Annotated in this window: 14 protein-coding genes; 3 read left to right on the forward strand and 11 right to left on the reverse strand. The window is 61.2% G+C overall.

Going from position 1 to position 17,475, the window contains the following annotated elements; translation table 11 throughout:
• Nucleotides 1-5 precede the first annotated feature (5 nt).
• Entirely contained in the window at nucleotides 6-1,610 is a 1,605-nt protein-coding gene (locus M0H32_RS25915; protein ID WP_248159364.1) for a TRAP transporter large permease, read from the forward strand.
• 311 nt (nucleotides 1,611-1,921) lie between these two features.
• On the opposite strand, the gene M0H32_RS25920 is transcribed toward M0H32_RS25915, so the two are convergent.
• From M0H32_RS25920 to M0H32_RS25930, 3 genes are all read right to left on the reverse strand, one after another.
• Nucleotides 1,922-2,203, reverse strand: a complete 282-nt coding sequence (locus M0H32_RS25920; protein WP_248159365.1) for an SCP2 sterol-binding domain-containing protein — start codon at nucleotides 2,201-2,203, stop codon at nucleotides 1,922-1,924.
• Between the two features lie 291 nt (nucleotides 2,204-2,494).
• Nucleotides 2,495-4,294, reverse strand: coding sequence for an IlvD/Edd family dehydratase (locus tag M0H32_RS25925; protein WP_248159366.1), 1,800 nt, complete (start codon nucleotides 4,292-4,294; stop codon nucleotides 2,495-2,497).
• A gap of 112 nt (nucleotides 4,295-4,406) precedes the next feature.
• Nucleotides 4,407-5,750, reverse strand: a complete 1,344-nt coding sequence (locus M0H32_RS25930; protein ID WP_248159367.1) for an HAD family hydrolase — start codon at nucleotides 5,748-5,750, stop codon at nucleotides 4,407-4,409.
• Nucleotides 5,751-5,760: 10 nt separating this feature from the next.
• On the opposite strand from M0H32_RS25930, the gene M0H32_RS25935 reads away from it, so the two are divergent.
• Nucleotides 5,761-5,991: a hypothetical protein gene (locus M0H32_RS25935; RefSeq protein WP_248159368.1), complete on the forward strand. Its 231-nt coding sequence runs from the start codon at nucleotides 5,761-5,763 to the stop codon at nucleotides 5,989-5,991.
• A 618-nt stretch (nucleotides 5,992-6,609) separates the two neighbouring features.
• On the opposite strand, the gene M0H32_RS25940 is transcribed toward M0H32_RS25935, so the two are convergent.
• From M0H32_RS25940 to M0H32_RS25970, 7 genes are all read right to left on the reverse strand, one after another.
• Nucleotides 6,610-8,346 carry an ABC transporter ATP-binding protein gene (locus tag M0H32_RS25940; protein WP_248159369.1) on the reverse strand — a complete coding sequence of 579 codons (1,737 nt, stop codon included), beginning with the start codon at nucleotides 8,344-8,346 and terminating at the stop codon, nucleotides 6,610-6,612.
• Between the two features lie 7 nt (nucleotides 8,347-8,353).
• Nucleotides 8,354-9,331, reverse strand: coding sequence for an ABC transporter permease (locus tag M0H32_RS25945; protein WP_248159370.1), 978 nt, complete (start codon nucleotides 9,329-9,331; stop codon nucleotides 8,354-8,356).
• A 14-nt stretch (nucleotides 9,332-9,345) separates the two neighbouring features.
• On the reverse strand, nucleotides 9,346-10,320 hold the full coding sequence (locus M0H32_RS25950; RefSeq protein WP_248159372.1) for an ABC transporter permease: 975 nt from the start codon (nucleotides 10,318-10,320) through the stop codon (nucleotides 9,346-9,348).
• A gap of 73 nt (nucleotides 10,321-10,393) precedes the next feature.
• The gene (locus M0H32_RS25955) at nucleotides 10,394-11,977 is read right to left on the reverse strand and encodes an ABC transporter substrate-binding protein (protein ID WP_248159374.1); all 1,584 of its coding nucleotides are present in this window, start codon (nucleotides 11,975-11,977) and stop codon (nucleotides 10,394-10,396) included.
• A gap of 118 nt (nucleotides 11,978-12,095) precedes the next feature.
• Nucleotides 12,096-13,265, reverse strand: a complete 1,170-nt coding sequence (argE, locus tag M0H32_RS25960; protein ID WP_248159375.1) for an acetylornithine deacetylase — start codon at nucleotides 13,263-13,265, stop codon at nucleotides 12,096-12,098.
• Nucleotides 13,266-13,293: 28 nt separating this feature from the next.
• Nucleotides 13,294-15,015, reverse strand: a complete 1,722-nt coding sequence (locus M0H32_RS25965; protein WP_248159376.1) for an adenylate/guanylate cyclase domain-containing protein — start codon at nucleotides 15,013-15,015, stop codon at nucleotides 13,294-13,296.
• Between the two features lie 120 nt (nucleotides 15,016-15,135).
• Complete coding sequence (locus tag M0H32_RS25970) at nucleotides 15,136-16,293, reverse strand: hypothetical protein (protein ID WP_248159377.1); 1,158 nt, start codon at nucleotides 16,291-16,293, stop codon at nucleotides 15,136-15,138.
• 210 nt (nucleotides 16,294-16,503) lie between these two features.
• On the opposite strand from M0H32_RS25970, the gene M0H32_RS25975 reads away from it, so the two are divergent.
• On the forward strand, nucleotides 16,504-16,863 hold the full coding sequence (locus M0H32_RS25975; protein ID WP_248159378.1) for an ArsC family reductase: 360 nt from the start codon (nucleotides 16,504-16,506) through the stop codon (nucleotides 16,861-16,863).
• Between the two features lie 12 nt (nucleotides 16,864-16,875).
• Here M0H32_RS25975 and M0H32_RS25980 read toward each other — a convergent pair whose 3' ends face one another.
• Nucleotides 16,876-17,292 (reverse strand): YcbK family protein, encoded by a 417-nt coding sequence (locus tag M0H32_RS25980; RefSeq protein WP_248159379.1) that lies wholly within the window; start codon nucleotides 17,290-17,292, stop codon nucleotides 16,876-16,878.
• Nucleotides 17,293-17,475: the final 183 nt, after the last annotated feature.

Below are 17,475 nucleotides of genomic sequence, written 5' to 3' on the forward strand. Positions count from 1 at the left end.
GGACAATGGAAGCAGCAATTCTCTTCATCATGGTCCTGGGCTTTCTGTTCCTGGGCGTTCCGATCTCCATATCGCTTGGACTGTCGAGCGTTTTGGCGATCGCCATCTTCTCCAACGATTCGATCTCCTCGGTCGCGCTGCAGCTGTTCACGGCCTCGCAGAACTATACGCTCCTGGCGATCCCCTTCTTCATCCTGGCCTCCGCCTTCATGTCGACCGGCGGTGTCGCCAAGCGCATCATCCGCTTCTCGATCGCAACCGTCGGCTCGATCCGCGGCGGTCTTGCCATTGCCGGCGTCTTCGCCTGCATGATGTTCGCCGCCTTGTCCGGCTCCTCGCCGGCCACGGTGGTCGCAATCGGCACCATCGCCATCGCCGGCATGCGCCAGGCCGGCTACACCAAGGAATTCGCCGCGGGTGTCATTGCCAATGCGGGCACGCTCGGCATCCTGATCCCGCCCTCGATCGTGATGGTGGTCTATGCCGCGGCAACCAACGTCTCCGTTGGCCGCATGTTCCTGGCCGGTGTCGTACCGGGCCTGATCGCCGGCCTGATGCTGATGATCGCCATTTACGTCATGGCCCGCGTCAAGAACCTGCCGGCCCAGCCCTGGCCCGGGTTCAAGGAAATCTGGCACGCCATGATGGAAGCGGCCGTCGGCCTGTTCCTGATGGTGATCATCCTCGGCGGCATTTACGGCGGCATCTTCACGCCGACCGAAGCCGCGGCTGTGGCCGCTGTCTATGCCTGCCTGGTGGCGCTGTTCGTCTATCGCGACATGGGGCCGCTGGCCGGCATCCGCTGGGTCCGGGACGAGGATGGCGAACTTGGCCTTGCCGGGTTCAAGACCATCACCTACGCGGTTGTGGCCATGTTCGTCTGGTCGGGACTTGCCTCTGCCTTTACCAGCCGCGCAGGCTTCTTCGGCATTGACAGCGCGGCCGTGCTGCTGGCAGCCCTGATCGGCTATCCGATCCTGCGTCACGGCGTGGCACCGGCGGCCCTTCCCGCCACGTTCGCAGTTGGCGGCAAGGTCTGGGGCCGTAATATTGGCCTGATCGGCTGGAAGTTCTTTCCGGCCATGTTCCACAAGGACACCAAGAAGGTGATGGTGGACGCGGCGAAGACGACCATCATGCTGATGTTCATCATCGTCAACGCGCTGCTGTTTGCCCATGTGCTGACCTCCGAACGCATTCCCCAGGCGATCACGGATCTGATGGTGGGTGCCGGCTTCAACTGGTTCACCTTCCTGATCGCGGTCAACCTGCTCTTGCTGCTCGGCGGTCAGTTCATGGAGCCGTCCGGTCTCCTTCTGATCGTGGCGCCGGTGGTGTTTCCGATCGGCATGGAACTCGGCGTCGATCCGATCCATCTCGGCATCATCATGGTGGTGAACATGGAAATCGGCATGATCACGCCGCCGATCGGGCTCAACCTGTTCGTGACATCGGGCATAACGGGGATGAGTCTGGTGCAGGTGGTCAAGGCGGCGGCGCCGTTCGTTGCCATCCTGCTCCTGTTCCTGGTCCTGGTGACCTATGTCCCGGCCCTCTCCACCTGGCTGCCCTACAGCCTGATGGGTCCGGAAATCATCACGAACCGGTAGCGGTCAGGACAATCCGAAAACGGAAGCGGCGGCTCTTCGGGGCCGCCGTTTTTGTGGCGTCGTTTGTGGGCGTCATTCCGGACAAGTGAGGCATAAGCCGTACGCAGATCCGGAATCCAGCGCATCAGGGTGAGCATAGCGAACTGGACTGCTTGTTGGGTTTATGTCGCGCTGGCGCGCGGCTGATTTCTGGGTTCCGGATCTGCGCGCAACAAAAGTTGCACTTGTCCGGAATGACGCTGTGCAACCCCACAAAAAAGCCGGCTCCCGAGGGAGCCGGCGGGCAAGGTCTCTGCTGCGAGAGACAAGGCTCAGACGATGCTGCCCAGCTTCATGGCGACGCTCATGTCGCCTTCCACCTGCATCTTGCCGCCCATGAAGGCCGCCGTCGGGTTCAGGTCGCCGGCCAGCAGGTCGCTGAGGTCTTCGGCGGACATCTTGATGGTGCAGTCGGCGTCGCTGTCTTCGTTGGAAACGTCGGATCCTTGCAGGAAAATCACGCCGGTCTCGCCGAGATCGAATTTCACCGCTTCCTCGATGCCGCCATCGGCCACTTTCGCGCGCACACCTTCGGTGAGTTGTTCCAAGGACATGTTGTCTTCTCCCATCTGGTCAGGGCCTGAGCCCGTTTGTTGCCCTTCTTGAAGCATGCCGTTTACGTAATCGTCAAGTTCGAAATTGAACAGGTTGAATTCTACCTGAAGAATTCTGTCACACGCTTCGTCATCCCATGGCTTGACCATGGGATCCATACCGTTGCGGCGCCACCAAGCTCATTCGTCGTGGAACGGTCACGGCTTGGATTGCCGGGTCAAGCCCGGCAATGACGGAGAAATTCAGCATTTCGCGCGATCAGGCGCGATGCAAGTGACAAGATTGCCAGATCAATGATTGTCCCGTGGCAGACCCTTTGTGTGCGCGACGTCCTGGTACTTGACCGCCGGTTCCAGAACCATGCCCTTGTCGAACTGGCCGATCATCGTGCGCTGGATTTCCTGCCAGGGCGTCTGGCTGTCGGCGACCTTGAAGCCGCCGGTTGCCTCCAGCGCCGCCCGGCGCTGAGCCAGCTCTTCGTCGGAGATCAGGATATTGGCGGTGCCCTTGTTCAAGTCGATGCGCACCCGGTCGCCGGTCTGAAGCAGCGCCAGTCCGCCCATGGCGGCAGCCTCGGGGGACGCGTTCAGGATCGACGGCGAGCCGGAGGTGCCGGACTGACGGCCGTCACCGATACAGGGCAGCGCCGTGATGCCGCGCTTGATCAGAGCGGCCGGCGGCTGCATGTTCACGACTTCCGCACCGCCCGGATAACCGATCGGGCCGGTGCCGCGGATAAACAGCATGCAATGCTCGTCGATACCGAGCGCCGGGTCGTCAATGCGGTGGTGATAGTCTTCCGGTCCTTCGAACATGATCGCGCGGCCTTCGAAGGCCTCCGGATCGTCCGGATTGGACAGGTACCGGTCGCGGAACTCCTCCGAAATCACGCTGGTCTTCATGATCGCGCTGTCGAAGAGATTGCCCTTGAGATTGAGGAAGCCGGCCTTCTCCTTCATCGGCGCGTCGAACGGTTTGATCACGTCCGGCAGGTCGGTGGTGATGCCGTCGCAATTTGCGCCCATGGTCTTGCCGTTGGCGGTGATCGCATCCGGATGCGGCAGCTTGCCGTTGCGCATCAGCTCGGCGACGACGGCGGGAACCCCGCCCGCATGGAAATAGTCCTCGCCGAGATACTCGCCCGCCGGCTGCAGGTTGACCAGCAGCGGTACATCATGGCCGATGGCCTGCCAGTCGTCATTGTCGAGCTCGACGCCAAGATGCCGGGCAATGCCGTTCAGGTGGATCGGTGCGTTTGTCGAGCCGCCGATGGCCGAATTGATGACGATGGCGTTCTCGAAGGCCTGCCGGGTCATGATGTCGGACGGTTTCATGTCCTCATGGACCATGTCGACAATGCGTTTGCCGGTCTCATAGGAAATCGCGCCGCGTTCGCGGTAGGGGGCGGGGATCGCCGCTGCGCCAGGCAGCTGCATGCCGAGCGCCTCGGCGAGCGAATTCATGGTCGTTGCCGTGCCCATGGTGTTGCAATAGCCGACCGAGGGCGCGGAGGAGGCGACCAGATCCATGAAGCCGTCATAGTCGATCTCGCCAGCGGCCAGCATCTGCCGGGCCTTCCAGACAATGGTGCCGGAGCCGGTGCGTTCGCCCTTGTACCAGCCGTTCAGCATCGGGCCGACGGACAGCGCGATCGCCGGGATGTTCACGGTTGCCGCCGCCATCAGGCAGGCGGGCGTGGTCTTGTCGCAGCCGATGGTCAGCACAACGCCGTCAATCGGATAGCCGTAGAGCAGCTCCACAAGACCCAGATAGGCGAGGTTCCGGTCGAGGGTCGCCGTCGGGCGCTTGCCGGTTTCCTGAATCGGATGCACTGGAAATTCGAAGGCGATGCCGCCGGCATCGCGAATGCCTTCGCGCACCCGCTTGGCCAGCTCCAGATGATGCCGGTTGCAAGGGGAAAGGTCGGAGCCGGTCTGGGCGATGCCGATGATCGGTTTGCCGGACTGCAGCTCTTCCCGGGTCAGGCCGAAATTGAGGTAGCGCTCGATATAGAGCGCGGTCATGCCGGGATTGTCGGGATTGTCGAACCAGGCGGCCGATCGCAGTTTTTGTTGTTTTGTTTCGCTCATGGCGCCTTGTCCCTCATCGCATCTCAAGGAGTCCCGTCCCCTATGCCGATAAACACCAGCTCCTGAGAGCTGTAAAGGCGGCGGTCAGCGAAATTGGTTCCAGCATGTGAGATCAGCCCGGTCTGTGGGCTCCGTTCAAGCTGTCGGCAACGGAAAACCGGGCAAAGGCCCACAGGATGGCGAGACAGACGACAAAGAGCACCGGTGCCGCCGACAGGGGCACGACCGTGAGCGCGCCACCGAGTGCACCCAGAAGCCAGAGCCCGCACAAAAGCCGCCTTGCATGTACCGCCAGCAGATTGCGGCGCATGGCGAGGGCTTTCAGCGCCGGAAACGCGCCAATGTCGTCCGTGTCGCTGAGCGCGATCGGTGTGGAGACGGGGGCACCGTCTTTTTCGGAGGCCTGACCCTCCCGCAGTTCCAGCGCTCGGCGGTCCTGGGACAGGGTCAACACCAACGGAGCTCCGCCCGGAAAGGCCCGCGCGGCGGCGGCCTGGGCGGTTTCTCCGGGACGCGGGTCGTCGAGCACTTCGAGGCCGAGCATGCCGGCAAGGGCCTCCCGGGTCTTCGGGCTGTCGCCGCAATTGAGCCACGGCACCAGGCCTTCCTTGCGCAGCGCCAGGCCGGCGACGCCGGCGTCCTGCCGCAAGGTGCCTTCTAGGCCGAGCACGCCGACGACACGGCCGCCGACAGCCACCCTCAGAACGGTCTTGCCGTCGGCTTCAAGGGAGCGGGCGATGGCGTCGGCGGTGAAGCTGTCGATCTTGAGTTTTTTGAGGAGTTCCGTGGTGCCGATCACGACGGTCTGCCCGCCGAGGAGCGCAACCACACCGAGGCCGGGAGCCGGTTCGAACCGGTCCGGTTGCTTCAAATCGACATGCCACTGCGTCGCCAGTTGCCGGAGCGCTTCCGCCACCGGATGACTGGACCGGCCTTCGGCGGAGGCGGCAACGGCGAGAAGCGTCTTCGGTTCGTTGTTGAAGGCCATGACATTGGTGACCATCAGGTCCGGTCCGGACATCACGGCGGACTTGTCGATCAGGATGTCGCGGGCCCGGGCGAGCTTGCTGAACGCGTCCGGCGCAATGTCCCGGGCCCCTGCGCCAAGGGCTGCCTGGTGAAACACCTTGTCGGCAAAGGCGTTGATGCCGTCGATCAGATGCGGCCAGCCAAGAACCATCACGGTCGCCAGCACGATGACCGCGGTGCCAGGACCAGCAAGTGTCCACCAGGCGGCGCCAGCGGCCAGTGCAAGGCCGAGCGCTCCCGTGGCTTCGGCGATGCCGCTGTGATCGCCGCGAGGCGGCAGAAGGACCACCCCATAAGCCCGGAGGATCATCAGGAACGCGGCCGCGACGGCCGGCGCTGCGGCGGCGACAGGTGGAAAGCCTGCCTGCTGGAGAAGGAGCGCGACGAGAAGCAAGGCGGTGCCGACCGCGCAGGTATAGATCGTCAACGGGCGACCGATGGGCGTTGTCAGGGACAAAGACAGAGCCAACAGGGAGAAAATCGAAGAAAACATGCTGAAAAAGAGTGCGCTGTGTTTTCCAAAAACCAGCAACGCCGCAACGGCCGTCTCCGGCGTCAGTGTTGCAGCCTGGCAAGCCAAGGCAAGGAACACGGCGGCAAGGCTTGCGAATAGAAGCCAGAATATTGAATTTAAAGACATATTCGGCATGGCCGGCAGACTTTCGTGACAGGTCTTTTCAACAGGAATGGCTGGGCGGCGGACACCAAACAGACGGCCTGTCCCGGGGCGACGGGCCAAAAATGCTGGACGGACCCAGCGCAGGCAATGCCGTTGAGTCACCCGATCGGGCAGGCTGCCCGCTTGCCGCGCGCTGTCCTGCAAAAACTGCCGAGCATTTGAGCAGGCCTGTCCTTGCCAGCAATCCGACCTTACGTAGAATAAGGATTGTCGTTGTTATAAGACCCGCTGTATTTCAGGGCCTGAAAATAGACGTCCAATGGGCGAAATTCATTTCGGGGTGTACTAATTTTTTGAGGGAGGGTCTGTTGACCCTCCCATTTTCATTTCAATCGGATTGAAGTCTTCAAGTCATGCCCCGAAGAGGGTCGTTAACACTCTGTTTAGAACTTCGCATGGCACCGGCACCAAAAGGTTTGACTGTCAGCCGATAACCGCCCGTGCGTCGGGCGGCAAAAACTGCCCGGATAGCACTGCATTGTGGTTATTGGATTGTGGCGACCTCAGAATCGGCGCTGCCGCGGGAGTCAAGTCCGCGACTCGCCCGAATCTGAAAAAAGACTCTTCTTCAAGGGCTTGGCCGGAGGGATCCGAGCCTGGCACTCGGTCAAGCCTCCGGGTGATCGACCGTTTGAAGGTTCGCGCGCGACAACAGTTCCAGCGACGGCATGAGTGACAGCAACTCGCGCGTATAGGCATGCTGCGGCGTCTCGAAAAGCGCGTCGCAATCGGCCACCTCGCACAATTCACCGTGACGCATCACGCCGATCCGGTTGCACATCTGCCGGATGACCGCGAGGTCGTGGCTGATGAACAGCATGGTCAGGCCGAGTTCCTCCTGCAGATCCTTCAGCAAATTGAGGATCTGCGCCTGGATCGACACGTCGAGCGCGGAGGTCGGCTCGTCGCAGATGAGAAACCGCGGCCGGGTCGCCAATGCGCGCGCAATCGAAATCCGCTGCCGCTGGCCACCCGAAAACTCATGCGGGTATTTCTTGCCCGCGGCGGCGCCCAGGCCGACATGATCGAGCAGGTCATCCACGATCTGGCGCACCTCGGCATTGCTGGACGCCAGCCTGTGGAACTTGATCGGTTCGGCAATGATGTCCCGCACCCGCATGCGCGCATTCAGCGAGGAATAGGGGTCCTGGAAGATCATCTGCATCTGGCGGCGCATCGCCAGTACGTCCCGGCGGTTCTTCAGGGAGGTGAGCTCCGTGGTGCCGAACAGGATCGAGCCACCGGTTGGCTCGTAAAGGCCGGTGATCAGGCGGGCGATGGTTGACTTTCCAGAGCCGCTCTCGCCGACAAGGCCGAAGGTCTCGCCCTCTTCGATATCGAAACTGACCTTCTTGACGGCCTGGAAGTATTTCCGCCGGGAGGGAAAGATCGATCCGCGGGTTTCGAACGCCATATCGAGATCGCGGATCTTGACCAGCGGACCGGAGACCTTGCCGTAGTCGCGCGACTTGCCGAGCCAGTGGGTCGAAATGTCGATCTGCTTTTGCGGGGTTCCGGCTTTTTCGATGTAATTGACCACGGGAAACCGGTCGACCCGGATGTCGGGCCGCGGCACGGCGGAAATCAGGCTCTGGGTATAGGGATGCACCGGTGCGCCGAGCACCTGTGTGGTCTCGCCATATTCCACCAGATCGCCGTGATACATGACGGCGACATGATCCGTGATGTCGGCGATGACCCCCATGTCGTGGGTGATCACCAGCATGGCGACATTCCGTTCCGCGCAGAGCTTCTTCATCAGCTCCAGGATCTGCGCCTGGATGGAGACATCGAGCGCGGTTGTCGGTTCGTCGGCAATCACCAGTTCCGGCTCGGCGCAAAGCGCCAGGGCGATCACAACGCGCTGGCGCATGCCGCCGGAAAACTGGTGCGGATACTGCCTGATGCGCTCGTCCGCATTTGGAATGCCGACGGAATCAATCAGCTCCACGGCCCGCTGGCGAGCCGCTTTGGCCGACAGTGGCAGATGGGTGCGGATGGTTTCGACCAGCTGGGATTCGACCGTCTGCAGCGGGTCGAGCGAGGTCAGGGGGTCCTGGAAGATCATGCCGATCTTGCGGCCGCGCAACAGGCGCTTTTGCTTGTAGGGCAGCTGATCGATGCGCTTGCCATGCAGGTAGATCTCGCCGCCGGCGATGTGGCCGGGCTCCTGGAGGAGACCGATGACGGCATTGCCGACCGTGGACTTGCCGGCGCCCGATTCCCCCACGACGCCGAGGATCTTGCCGGCCTCGACGCTCATGTCGACGCCGTTGACGGCGACAAACACCGATTTGCGCCCCGGGAACTCGACCTTCAGGTCCTTGATATCAAGTACGTTCATGCCGCCCTCACCGCAGTTTCGGGTTGAGGGCGTCGCGGAGCCAGTCGCCCAGGAGATTGACGTTGAGGACCAGCAGCGCCAGCGCGAGGCCCGGGAAGATGGCGATCCACCATTCCCCGGAATAGAGGAAGTCGTTTCCGATCGCGATCAGCGTGCCGAGCGAGGGCTGGGTGGGCGGCATGCCGACGCCCAGGAAGGACAGCGTTGCCTCGGTCACGATGGCCAGCGCCAGGTTGATGGTCGCGATGACCATGACCGGGCCCATCACGTTGGGCAAGATGTGGCGGGCCATGATGGTCACGGACGGAATGCCGATCACGCGCGCGGCCTGCACATATTCCTTGTTCTTTTCCACCATGGTCGAGCCGCGCACGGTTCGGGCATATTGCACCCAGAAGGACAGCGCCAGCGATACGATCAGGATGTAGAAGGCGAACACTTCCCGGTCGATTGAGCCGAAGATCCCAGCGGCGACGCCGTCAATCAGAAGCGCAATCAGAATGGCCGGAAAGGTCAGCTGCACATCGGCGATCCGCATGATCACCGCATCGACGCGCCCGCCCATATAGCCGGCCACCAGACCAAGCGTGATGCCGATGGTCGCGGCGGCGGCCACGGAACAGAAACCGACAATCAGCGAAATCCGCATACCGTAGAAAATGGCCGACAGGATATCGCGGCCCTGATCATCGGTACCGAGCAGAAAGCGCGGATCGGAATACTCCATCCAGACTGGCGGCACCCGGGCGTCGAGAATGGAGATGGACGCCAGATCGAACGGGTTGTGCGGCGCCACCCAGGGCGCCAGGAAGGCCAGCAGAAACAGGATCAGCGTGCCGCAGGCCGCGACCACCGTCACCTTTGAGCGCAGGAAGGAGTGGAACATGTCGCTGTCCACGATCCTGGCCAGTCGGCTGGGCGCGGGCGGGATGCCGGCCCTGTCCTGGACAGCGGCCTTGGCTTCCTCGTTGGAGACGTAAGGCATCGGAATTGTCTCCCTTATGGCCGGCCGACGCGCAGGCGCGGGTCGATGAAGAAATAGAGAATGTCGACGATGAAGTTGATCGCCACGAACAGGAAGGCGGTCAAAAGCAGATAGGCCGACATGATCGGGATATCGACGTTCTGAACGGCCTGCAGGAACATCAGCCCCATGCCCGGCCACTGAAACACTGTTTCGGTGATGGTCGCGAAGGCGATGATGGCACCGAGCTGGAGGCCGGTGATAGTGATGACCGGAACGAGCGTGTTTTTCAGGGCGTGCCGGAAATTGACCAGCCTGTCGGGCAGGCCGCGGGCGCGGGCGAACTTGATGTAGTCGGTGCGGATGACTTCCAGCATTTCCGCCCGGATCAGGCGCATGATCAGGGTCATCTGGTAAAGGCCGAGGGTGATCGAAGGCAGGATCAGCGCCTTCAGGCCGGATAGGGTCAGGAAGCCGGTGGTCCACCAGGAGCCGACCTGGACCACTTCGCCCCGGCCGAAACTGGGCAGCCACTGCAGGGTCACGGAAAACAGGAAGATCAGCAGAATGCCGATGAAGAAGGTCGGCAGCGAGATGCCGATCAGGGAGACGGACAGGAACAGTTTCGAGATCGCCGATTCGCGGTTGAGGCCCGCATAGATCCCCATGGGAATGCCGACCACCAGGGCGAACAGCGCCGAGGCGAAACTGAGCTCCAGGGTTGCGGGAATGCGCTTGGCGAAGAGTTCGGAGACCGGCTGGCGGAACTGGTAGGAGGTGCCGAAATCGAACTGTGCCGCCTGGGTGATGAAGCGGAGAAACTGCACCGGAATGGGATCGTTCAGTCCGAGCCGTTCCCGCAAGGCTTCCCGTTCCTCAAGGGAGGTCTCGATGCCCACCATCTGGTTGATGGGGTCGCCCACAAAGCGGAACATGGTGAAGGCCAGGAGCGCAACCACCAGCATGACAATCATCGCCTGCAGCAGGCGACGCGCTGCAAATCCAATCATTTCGGCTCTTTAAGTCTTTGTAACAAAACACGCTCCCGGCAGGGCCGGGAGCGCGACATGCGGTGTGGAAGGCTCAGTTCTTGGTCACGAAGCGGAACTTGAACTGGTTGTCTGCGCGCTGAACCAGATCGACATTGTCGGCAACGCCCCAGGCCAGACCCTGCTGATGCAGCGGAATGTAGTAGGCGTTGTCGTGGCTGATCTTGAAGGCTTCGGCGATCATGCCGTCGCGCTTTTCCGGATCGTTCTCGACCAGGATCTCCTTGGTCAGGCTGTCGATTTTTTCATCACAGAAACCGCCATTGTTGAACGGCGAACCGGCGCCGCTTTCGTCACGGCAGTTCATCAGGTTGGACAGGACGTTCCAGCTGTCGAGCGAACCGGGGGTCCAGCCGAGCAGGTAGAACGACGTGTCGTAACCGCCCGAGGCCAGGATCTTGGCGAAGTATTTCGCCTTGGGCTGCGCGTTCAGATCGACCTTGACATTGATGCGCGCCAGCATGGCGGCAACCGCCTGACAGATCGCCTCGTCATTGACATAGCGGTCGTTCGGGCAATCCATGCCGATCGAGAACCCGTCCGGATAACCGGCTTCCGCGAGCAGGGCCTTGGCGGCTTCCGTGTCATAAGGGTAGCGCTCGAACTCGCCTGCCTTGGAGAACAGGAATGGCGAGATCATGATCGCGGACGGCGTCGACAGGTCACGCATGACCTTCTTCTTGATCGCCTCAATGTCGATTGCCTGATAGAAGGCCTTGCGCACGCGCGCGTCCTTCATCGGGTTCTTGCCCTTGACGTCGGAATAGAGCAGTTCGTCACGCATCTGGTCCATGCCCAGGAAGATCGTGCGCAGCTCCGGTCCGGTCAGGGCGACGGTGCCCGCGTTATCGTTGATGCGTTTGATGTCCTGCACCGGGATCGGGTAGACCATGTCCAGCTCGCCGGACAGAAGCGCCGCGACACGGGTCGCGTCGGAGCCGATCGGCGTGAATTCGACAGTGTCGAGATTGTGCTTTGCCTCGTCCCACCAGCCGTCATTCTTTTCGTAGACCGTCTTCACGCCGGCCTCATGGCTGGAAATCTTGAACGGCCCGGTGCCGTTGGCATGCAGGGCGGCGTAATTCGGAGTGGTGTCGGAGGCGGAGGTGACCTTCACCGCATCGTTCTCCGTCGTCCACTCCTTGTCCATGATGTAGAACGTGTCCCACTCGTAGTGCAGGATCGGGTTCGGGCTGGCGAGCACGAAGTCGACGGTGTAGTCGTCAACGACTTCCACCTTGGCGTCTGCGGGCACGCGGGTGGTCAGGTCGGAGCCTTCCGAACGCACGCGGTCGACCGAAAAGGCGACGTCCTCGGCGGTGAAGTCACTGCCGTTATGGAACTTCACACCCTTGCGCAGATGGAAGCGCCAGCGGGTCGGTTCGAGGACTTCCCAGCTTTCGGCGAGTGCCGGTTCGATGGAAAGATCGGCGCCGCGCCGTGTCAGGCCTTCATAGGTGTTGCCGAGCGACGACAGCGTGAAGGTCTCGTTGAGGCTGTAGGGATCGAGCGCGTTCAAGGCGCCCTGAAACGCGAATTTCAGCGTTTCGGCCTGGGCGGACGTGCCTGCGCCAGCTGCGAGCAAGGCAGCCGCCAGCAATAGTGATTTCTTTGTCATTTTCCCCTCTTTGTTTCCGTTTGCCGGAATTTTGTATGGACCCGATGACCCTGGCGGGCGCCGCATCCATACTGTCAAATTGAACTATGACACTGCAACTGTCTGTATTCAAACCCGTTTAGCTGCGTAATTGCGACAATCCGTCAACCAGCCGGTCCAGAAAGGCGGCGCAGCGGTCGAGTTGCTCCAATTCGATAAATTCGTCGGGCTGATGGGCCTGGTCGATTGATCCTGGACCGCAGACCACGGTCGACAGGCCGTGATGCTGAAACAACCCGCCCTCGGTCGCATAGACCACGACATTGCGGGCGTTGTCTCCGGTCAGCCGTCGCGCCGTCGCCTCGGCAAGACCGTCCGGCTCCTCGCCGAGGCCTGGCACATTGGCGAGCTCGGTGATTTCAACGTCACACAGGGCCGAGACAGCTCGCATCCCGGGCAGCACCTCGGTGTCGACAAATCGGCGATAGGCATTGACCCAATCGGCAGGGGCCTCACCTGGTAACATGCGGATATCGGTCACGAATTCGCAGCTGGGCGCCGTGATGTTGTGGGCCTGTCCGCCAGTGATCGTGCCGCAATGGAGCGTCGTGTAGGGTGGCTCGAACGGACATTCCGGATCCGCCTTTGCTCTGTTTTCCGCCGTTTTTCCGTCCAGCCAGCCGATCAGCTTTGCGGCAACAGAAATGGCCGAAACGCCCCGGTGCAACTGACTGGAATGAACCGGATGACCGGTAATGCGTGTCTTCAGGACCGTGATGCCCTTGTGGCCGGTGACAACCTTCATGCTGGTCGGTTCGCCGACAATCACGCGGGCCGGACGCGGTACGCGGTCCAGCATGTGGGGGATCATCCGCCGGGCGCCGTCGCAGCCGGTCTCTTCATCATAGGAGAGCGCGATATGCAGGGGAACGCGCAGGTCGGCCTTCAGGAAATCGGGGACCTTGGCCAGGATGGTCGCGGCAAATCCCTTCATGTCCGCCGCGCCGCGCCCATAGAGCCGGCCGTCTTCCTCCCAGGCCGTGAACGGGTCGTGTGACCAGGATTGGCCTTCGACCGGCACGACATCGGTATGTGCGGACAGCACCGTTCCGCCCTCGATCTCGGGGCCGATCATTGCAAACAGCGCTGCCTTTTGGCCTGTCGGGTCCTTGACGCTGTGCGCCGTCACGCCCCAGCTGGAAAGATACTCCGCGACAAAGGCGATCAGGTCGAGATTGCTGCGATCCGAAACAGTGTTGAAGGAGATCAGCTTTTCCAGCATCTCACGCGGTGTATAGGTGCGGCCCACGGCTCCTCCGGCAATCGCATGGACGGTCTCAGGGAGCTTCGCCTCCTGCCATCCGGAGACTATCTAAGCTGCTCAAGGCTAGGATTTGCAAGGGTTTTTCTTTGCCGCGCACCTTGATTTCAGCGGTCTCGGCGCCGTCTATCGCAGCCGCCGCTGCGTCAATCACCGCTTTTGAGACCACCAGAAAACTGTCATGAGCCTTGTTCTCCGATTCCAGCCGGCTGGCGGTGTTGACCACGTCGCCGAGGGCGGTCAGACCGCCGGGGCTGTCTTCCGTACCCGCCGCGCCGATCCGGCCCAGGATGGCCGGTCCGAGATGCAGCCCGATGCCCAGCCGGATCGGGTCCCTGAACTGAGGGCCTTTTTCCGCATCCAGGGCCCGCATCACGGCTTCGATGCGCCGGCTGGCGGCCAGGGCCTGCCTGGCACCGGTCGCCGGGCTCGAATCCATGCCGAAAATTGCCATGATGCCGTCGCCGATGAACTTGTCGACATAACCGCCTTCCGCGCGTATGGCGTTTGAGGCCTGGTCCAGATAGCTGTTCAGCAGATAAACGACGTCATAAGCCAGTTGCGATTCGGTGATGCCGGTGAAATTGCGCAGGTCCACGAACATGACTACCACATCCTGTTCGACCCCCCAGTGATAGGCGTCCTTCAAGTGTTCGCCCGCCGCAAGGCTCGCCTTGACCGGCACCAGGGGCTGGACGGCGATATTCTGCTCAGGGCGGATCTGGCAGGCCAGACGCACATCCGCGCCAGCTCCGATCCGCTTCAGGACCGCCGCTTCGGAAACCCCGGGTTTGCCAAGTGACTCGCCACCCTCAAGCACCTTCACCCGGCAAGTTGAACAACGCGCCCGGCCGCCACAGACCGAGGCCAGCGGCACGTCATTGATGCGGCTGATTTCCAGGAGCGTTGCTCCCGGTTGCGCCTTGATGGCGAGGCCACCCGGAAAGGTGATCGACAGGCTGCGCGCGCGCAGACTGAGAAGATAGCGGATCAGGATTGCCAGCAGGCTGACGGCGATCAGGCCGAAGACCACCGCGCGAAACTGATCCACCACTTCGTAGACCCACGCCTGCTGGTCTGCTGTCAGCTTAATCTCAACGGTTCGGCTGAGGGCCAGGCGCCGGGCGCCCTCGATCCAGCCCCAGAGAGCCAGTACGGGAACGGCGATCGCAAAGCCGGCGGCGAGCGGTCTGAGTCGGCGGTAAAGCGGATAAAGCCGCAGCCAGAAATGCAGGCCGATCATGGCATGGGTCCAGACAACCAACAGCAGGATCGACTGATTGAGCGCAAGATTCGGCCAGAGGATGGTGAGCATCTGCTCATAGACCGGCGCGAAACCGAATTCTTTGGCCGCGCCCATGGTGGTGGTGATGTGCGGGATCAGAAGCCAGGGAATGTAAAGGCCAAGCGTCAGCTGAGCGAGTTCCCAGCGGGACATCTTCAGGGTTCGCCGCTTGCTGGTCCGCCACAGCGCCAGAAAGACATGGGTCAGCGCCGCCAGGATCAGCACGGTCTCACCGAGCGGGCTGCGCCAGACCCAGTAGTGCCAGATGGATGCCCGGTCCATCGCCTCGAAAGAGAGGATGCCGAGGGCATGATTGGAGAAATGGCTCAGGCAGAAGGTGAACAGGATCAGCCCGCTCCACAGGCGCAGGCGCTGGCGCCAGTTGCCGCGGCCGAGCATGCCCCGGCTGCCGGTCTCTTTCGGGCGGGCGTCACCGGGAGCCTCAACAGCCATGTTCACCAACCTCCGGTCCAATTCAACGCAACATTCCCAAACCGGGCGTGTTGCACCACTTCAAGCGCGGCGCAATCAGGAGGTCAAGTCATTGCGCGTTGAGGGCGGTGTCCCGGAACGTTAATGTCTGGCTTCCTGGGTTCTCGGCAGGCGCAGCGTGAACGGATAACACTCGCTGCGCAGCTTGGGGTAGCCGTCGCTCATGCGCCAGGGAATTTCCAGGCGCGGGACCGCCGCCTTGCGATCGGGTTTCTTGCCGTTCTGAAGGTGCAGTTCCTCGCGCACCGTCCAGAGCTGCCAGTGCAATTCGCGAATTTCAGCGAGCTTCTTGTAAAGGTGTTTTTCGTAAGCCAGTTCCCAGCTTTCCAGCTTGTCATGGCTCGAATCGAGGGACTTGCGCCGTTTGTTGGCGGCGTCGCACTTCTTTTCGTAGGAATAGAGGATGCTCTGAAGGGCTTCCCGGTCCTTGCGGTAATAGATCTTGCCCTTCCAGCTGGTCACACCCCGTTTCAAAAGCTCGTCATGCTGTCCCATCACCAGGTCGTAATTGTCGTTGGAGGTATTCAGCTTGCGGGAGATCTCGCGCAGTTCTCTTTCGATGTTGTCCGATCGCCGGTCGACTTTCACGAACTTGCCGACCATGATCTTGAGTTCGCTGATCGAACGTTCCAGGCGCCCGATCAACTGGGTGTTCTGGGCCTCCAGCCCCTTGAGCCTTTTGGCAAGTGCCTTCTGCGCGTCTTCCTTGGCCTGCAGCTTGCCGCGAAGCTGGGCCCGCAGGGACTTGTAGGTGTTTTGCCAGGTAACGCATTTGTGCCAGTTTTCCGCAATGCCGACACTTGTCTGCAGGAAATTGCCGACGGCAGTGTCCGCCGAGCTGTTCGCTTTCTCGAGATATTTCTGATACTTGCGGTCGACGGCAAAATCGATCAACGGAATCATCTCGAACAGGGTATCGAGCAGGTCGTCGCCAGACAGTGTCGTGAACGCGTTGGCTTCGGAAAACACCTGGGCAACGGCAAGAGAGAAAGACAGGCCGGTCACCGGCGCATCGGCCTCTTTCTCATAGGCCTTGATCAGCCGGTCGCCTTTCTTGGACAGGTTTCTGTGGCGCAAGTCCTGACCGATCTGTCCGTCGGCGGCGATCCTTGAAAATCCCTTTGCCTCGTATTTGGTCGCCGCGCGGATCGCCATCTTGATCAGGGTCATGATGCCCTTCTTGGCGGCTTCCTTTGCCGTCAGTTTCGCGCCTTGTCCAAGAAGTGCTCCACCAGGCATGTCCGTGTCTCCGTTGCCTATCAAGATGATGAGAGGCTATCGGCAATTCTCGGAGGTGTCTGTGATAGTGGGCACAGCTTGACGTTCCTGTCATGACCGGGTCTTGGCGACTTGGTTTTCCCCAGGCAGGCTTTTTTCGCCGGCCGGTCTTGATTGTTCGGCCGCTGTCGGCACAGTCACCAACCGTGGCTCAGCAGCTGGAAGGAAACCATGAAAGTCTACGGCATCAAGAATTGCGACACGGTCAAGAAGGCCCGGAAGTTCCTGGAAGAGGCCGGTGTTGCGTATGAATTCCATGACTACAAGAAAGATGGCGTCGACGGTGACAAGCTTGCCCGGTTTGTCGGCGAATTCGGCTGGGAGGCCGTGTTGAACAAGCGCGGCACCACCTGGCGCCGGCTCGACGAGGCAACCCAGGAAGGCGTCACCGATGCCAAGAGCGCTCTTGAGGTGATGATCGACAATCCGTCGGTGATCAAGCGTCCCATCGTCGAGGGCGAAGCGAAGAATTTCATCGGCTTCGATGCGGTCGCCTGGGAAATGGCACTGGAGCTGGGAGAACTCAAGTAACCTCGAACGCCCTTACCACGTCCGCCGCGGGCCGGTGTCGATGTGGTAATGGCCGGAGGAATAGTGCTTGTAGCCACCGACTTCCTTCTGGGATTTCAGATAGGCAAGCACGGAGGACGGGTTGCCGCGCACGGAGAAGTCTACCGCCTTGCAGTTCAGGTGGTAGCTGTCCTTGGCGCCGCCCTTCCACCAGTTTTCCAGCCACCAGCGCTTGGTGGAATGCACGGTGACCTTGCCGTAGCGACGGGCGACCCGGTTGAGCACCTTCTTCAGCTTGCGCGGCACGCACCAGGACGTGTCGTTGTAGTCGATGGAATTGTGGGACGCGGTCATCCAGCCCATGCCGGTGACCCCGGCCACCGTGCCGCAGCCGGCCAGAGTGACGGTCAATCCGAAGAACAGGATCCAGGCGATAAGGCGCTGACGCATGACTAACAAGCCTTGACGGTAACTGATTGCAATGTCGTCCCCCGCTCCAAGGCTCATAGAATTTGATTAAAATTGTAATGAAAAACGTGGTTAACAGCACTTAGAAACAAATGTTTCAGGATAAGAGAAATTCTGATACAAATGTCACAAGCCCGCGTCGGGCCGGCTCTGTCAGCATCAGGT

Source organism: Roseibium sediminicola (assembly GCF_023156505.1).
GTDB lineage: Bacteria > Pseudomonadota > Alphaproteobacteria > Rhizobiales > Stappiaceae > Roseibium > Roseibium sediminicola.

Coding starts and splice junctions, on each gene's coding strand:
- M0H32_RS25915 (WP_248159364.1), top strand. CDS start 6: ATGGAAGCAGCAATTCTCTTCATCATGGTCCTGGGCTTTCTGTTCCTG.
- M0H32_RS25920 (WP_248159365.1), bottom strand. CDS start 2,203: ATGTCCTTGGAACAACTCACCGAAGGTGTGCGCGCGAAAGTGGCCGAT.
- M0H32_RS25925 (WP_248159366.1), bottom strand. CDS start 4,294: ATGAGCGAAACAAAACAACAAAAACTGCGATCGGCCGCCTGGTTCGAC.
- M0H32_RS25935 (WP_248159368.1), top strand. CDS start 5,761: ATGGGCGTTGTCAGGGACAAAGACAGAGCCAACAGGGAGAAAATCGAA.
- M0H32_RS25940 (WP_248159369.1), bottom strand. CDS start 8,346: ATGAACGTACTTGATATCAAGGACCTGAAGGTCGAGTTCCCGGGGCGC.
- M0H32_RS25945 (WP_248159370.1), bottom strand. CDS start 9,331: ATGCCTTACGTCTCCAACGAGGAAGCCAAGGCCGCTGTCCAGGACAGG.
- M0H32_RS25950 (WP_248159372.1), bottom strand. CDS start 10,320: ATGATTGGATTTGCAGCGCGTCGCCTGCTGCAGGCGATGATTGTCATG.
- M0H32_RS25955 (WP_248159374.1), bottom strand. CDS start 11,977: ATGACAAAGAAATCACTATTGCTGGCGGCTGCCTTGCTCGCAGCTGGC.
- M0H32_RS25965 (WP_248159376.1), bottom strand. CDS start 15,015: ATGGCTGTTGAGGCTCCCGGTGACGCCCGCCCGAAAGAGACCGGCAGC.
- M0H32_RS25970 (WP_248159377.1), bottom strand. CDS start 16,293: ATGCCTGGTGGAGCACTTCTTGGACAAGGCGCGAAACTGACGGCAAAG.
- M0H32_RS25975 (WP_248159378.1), top strand. CDS start 16,504: ATGAAAGTCTACGGCATCAAGAATTGCGACACGGTCAAGAAGGCCCGG.
- M0H32_RS25980 (WP_248159379.1), bottom strand. CDS start 17,292: ATGCGTCAGCGCCTTATCGCCTGGATCCTGTTCTTCGGATTGACCGTC.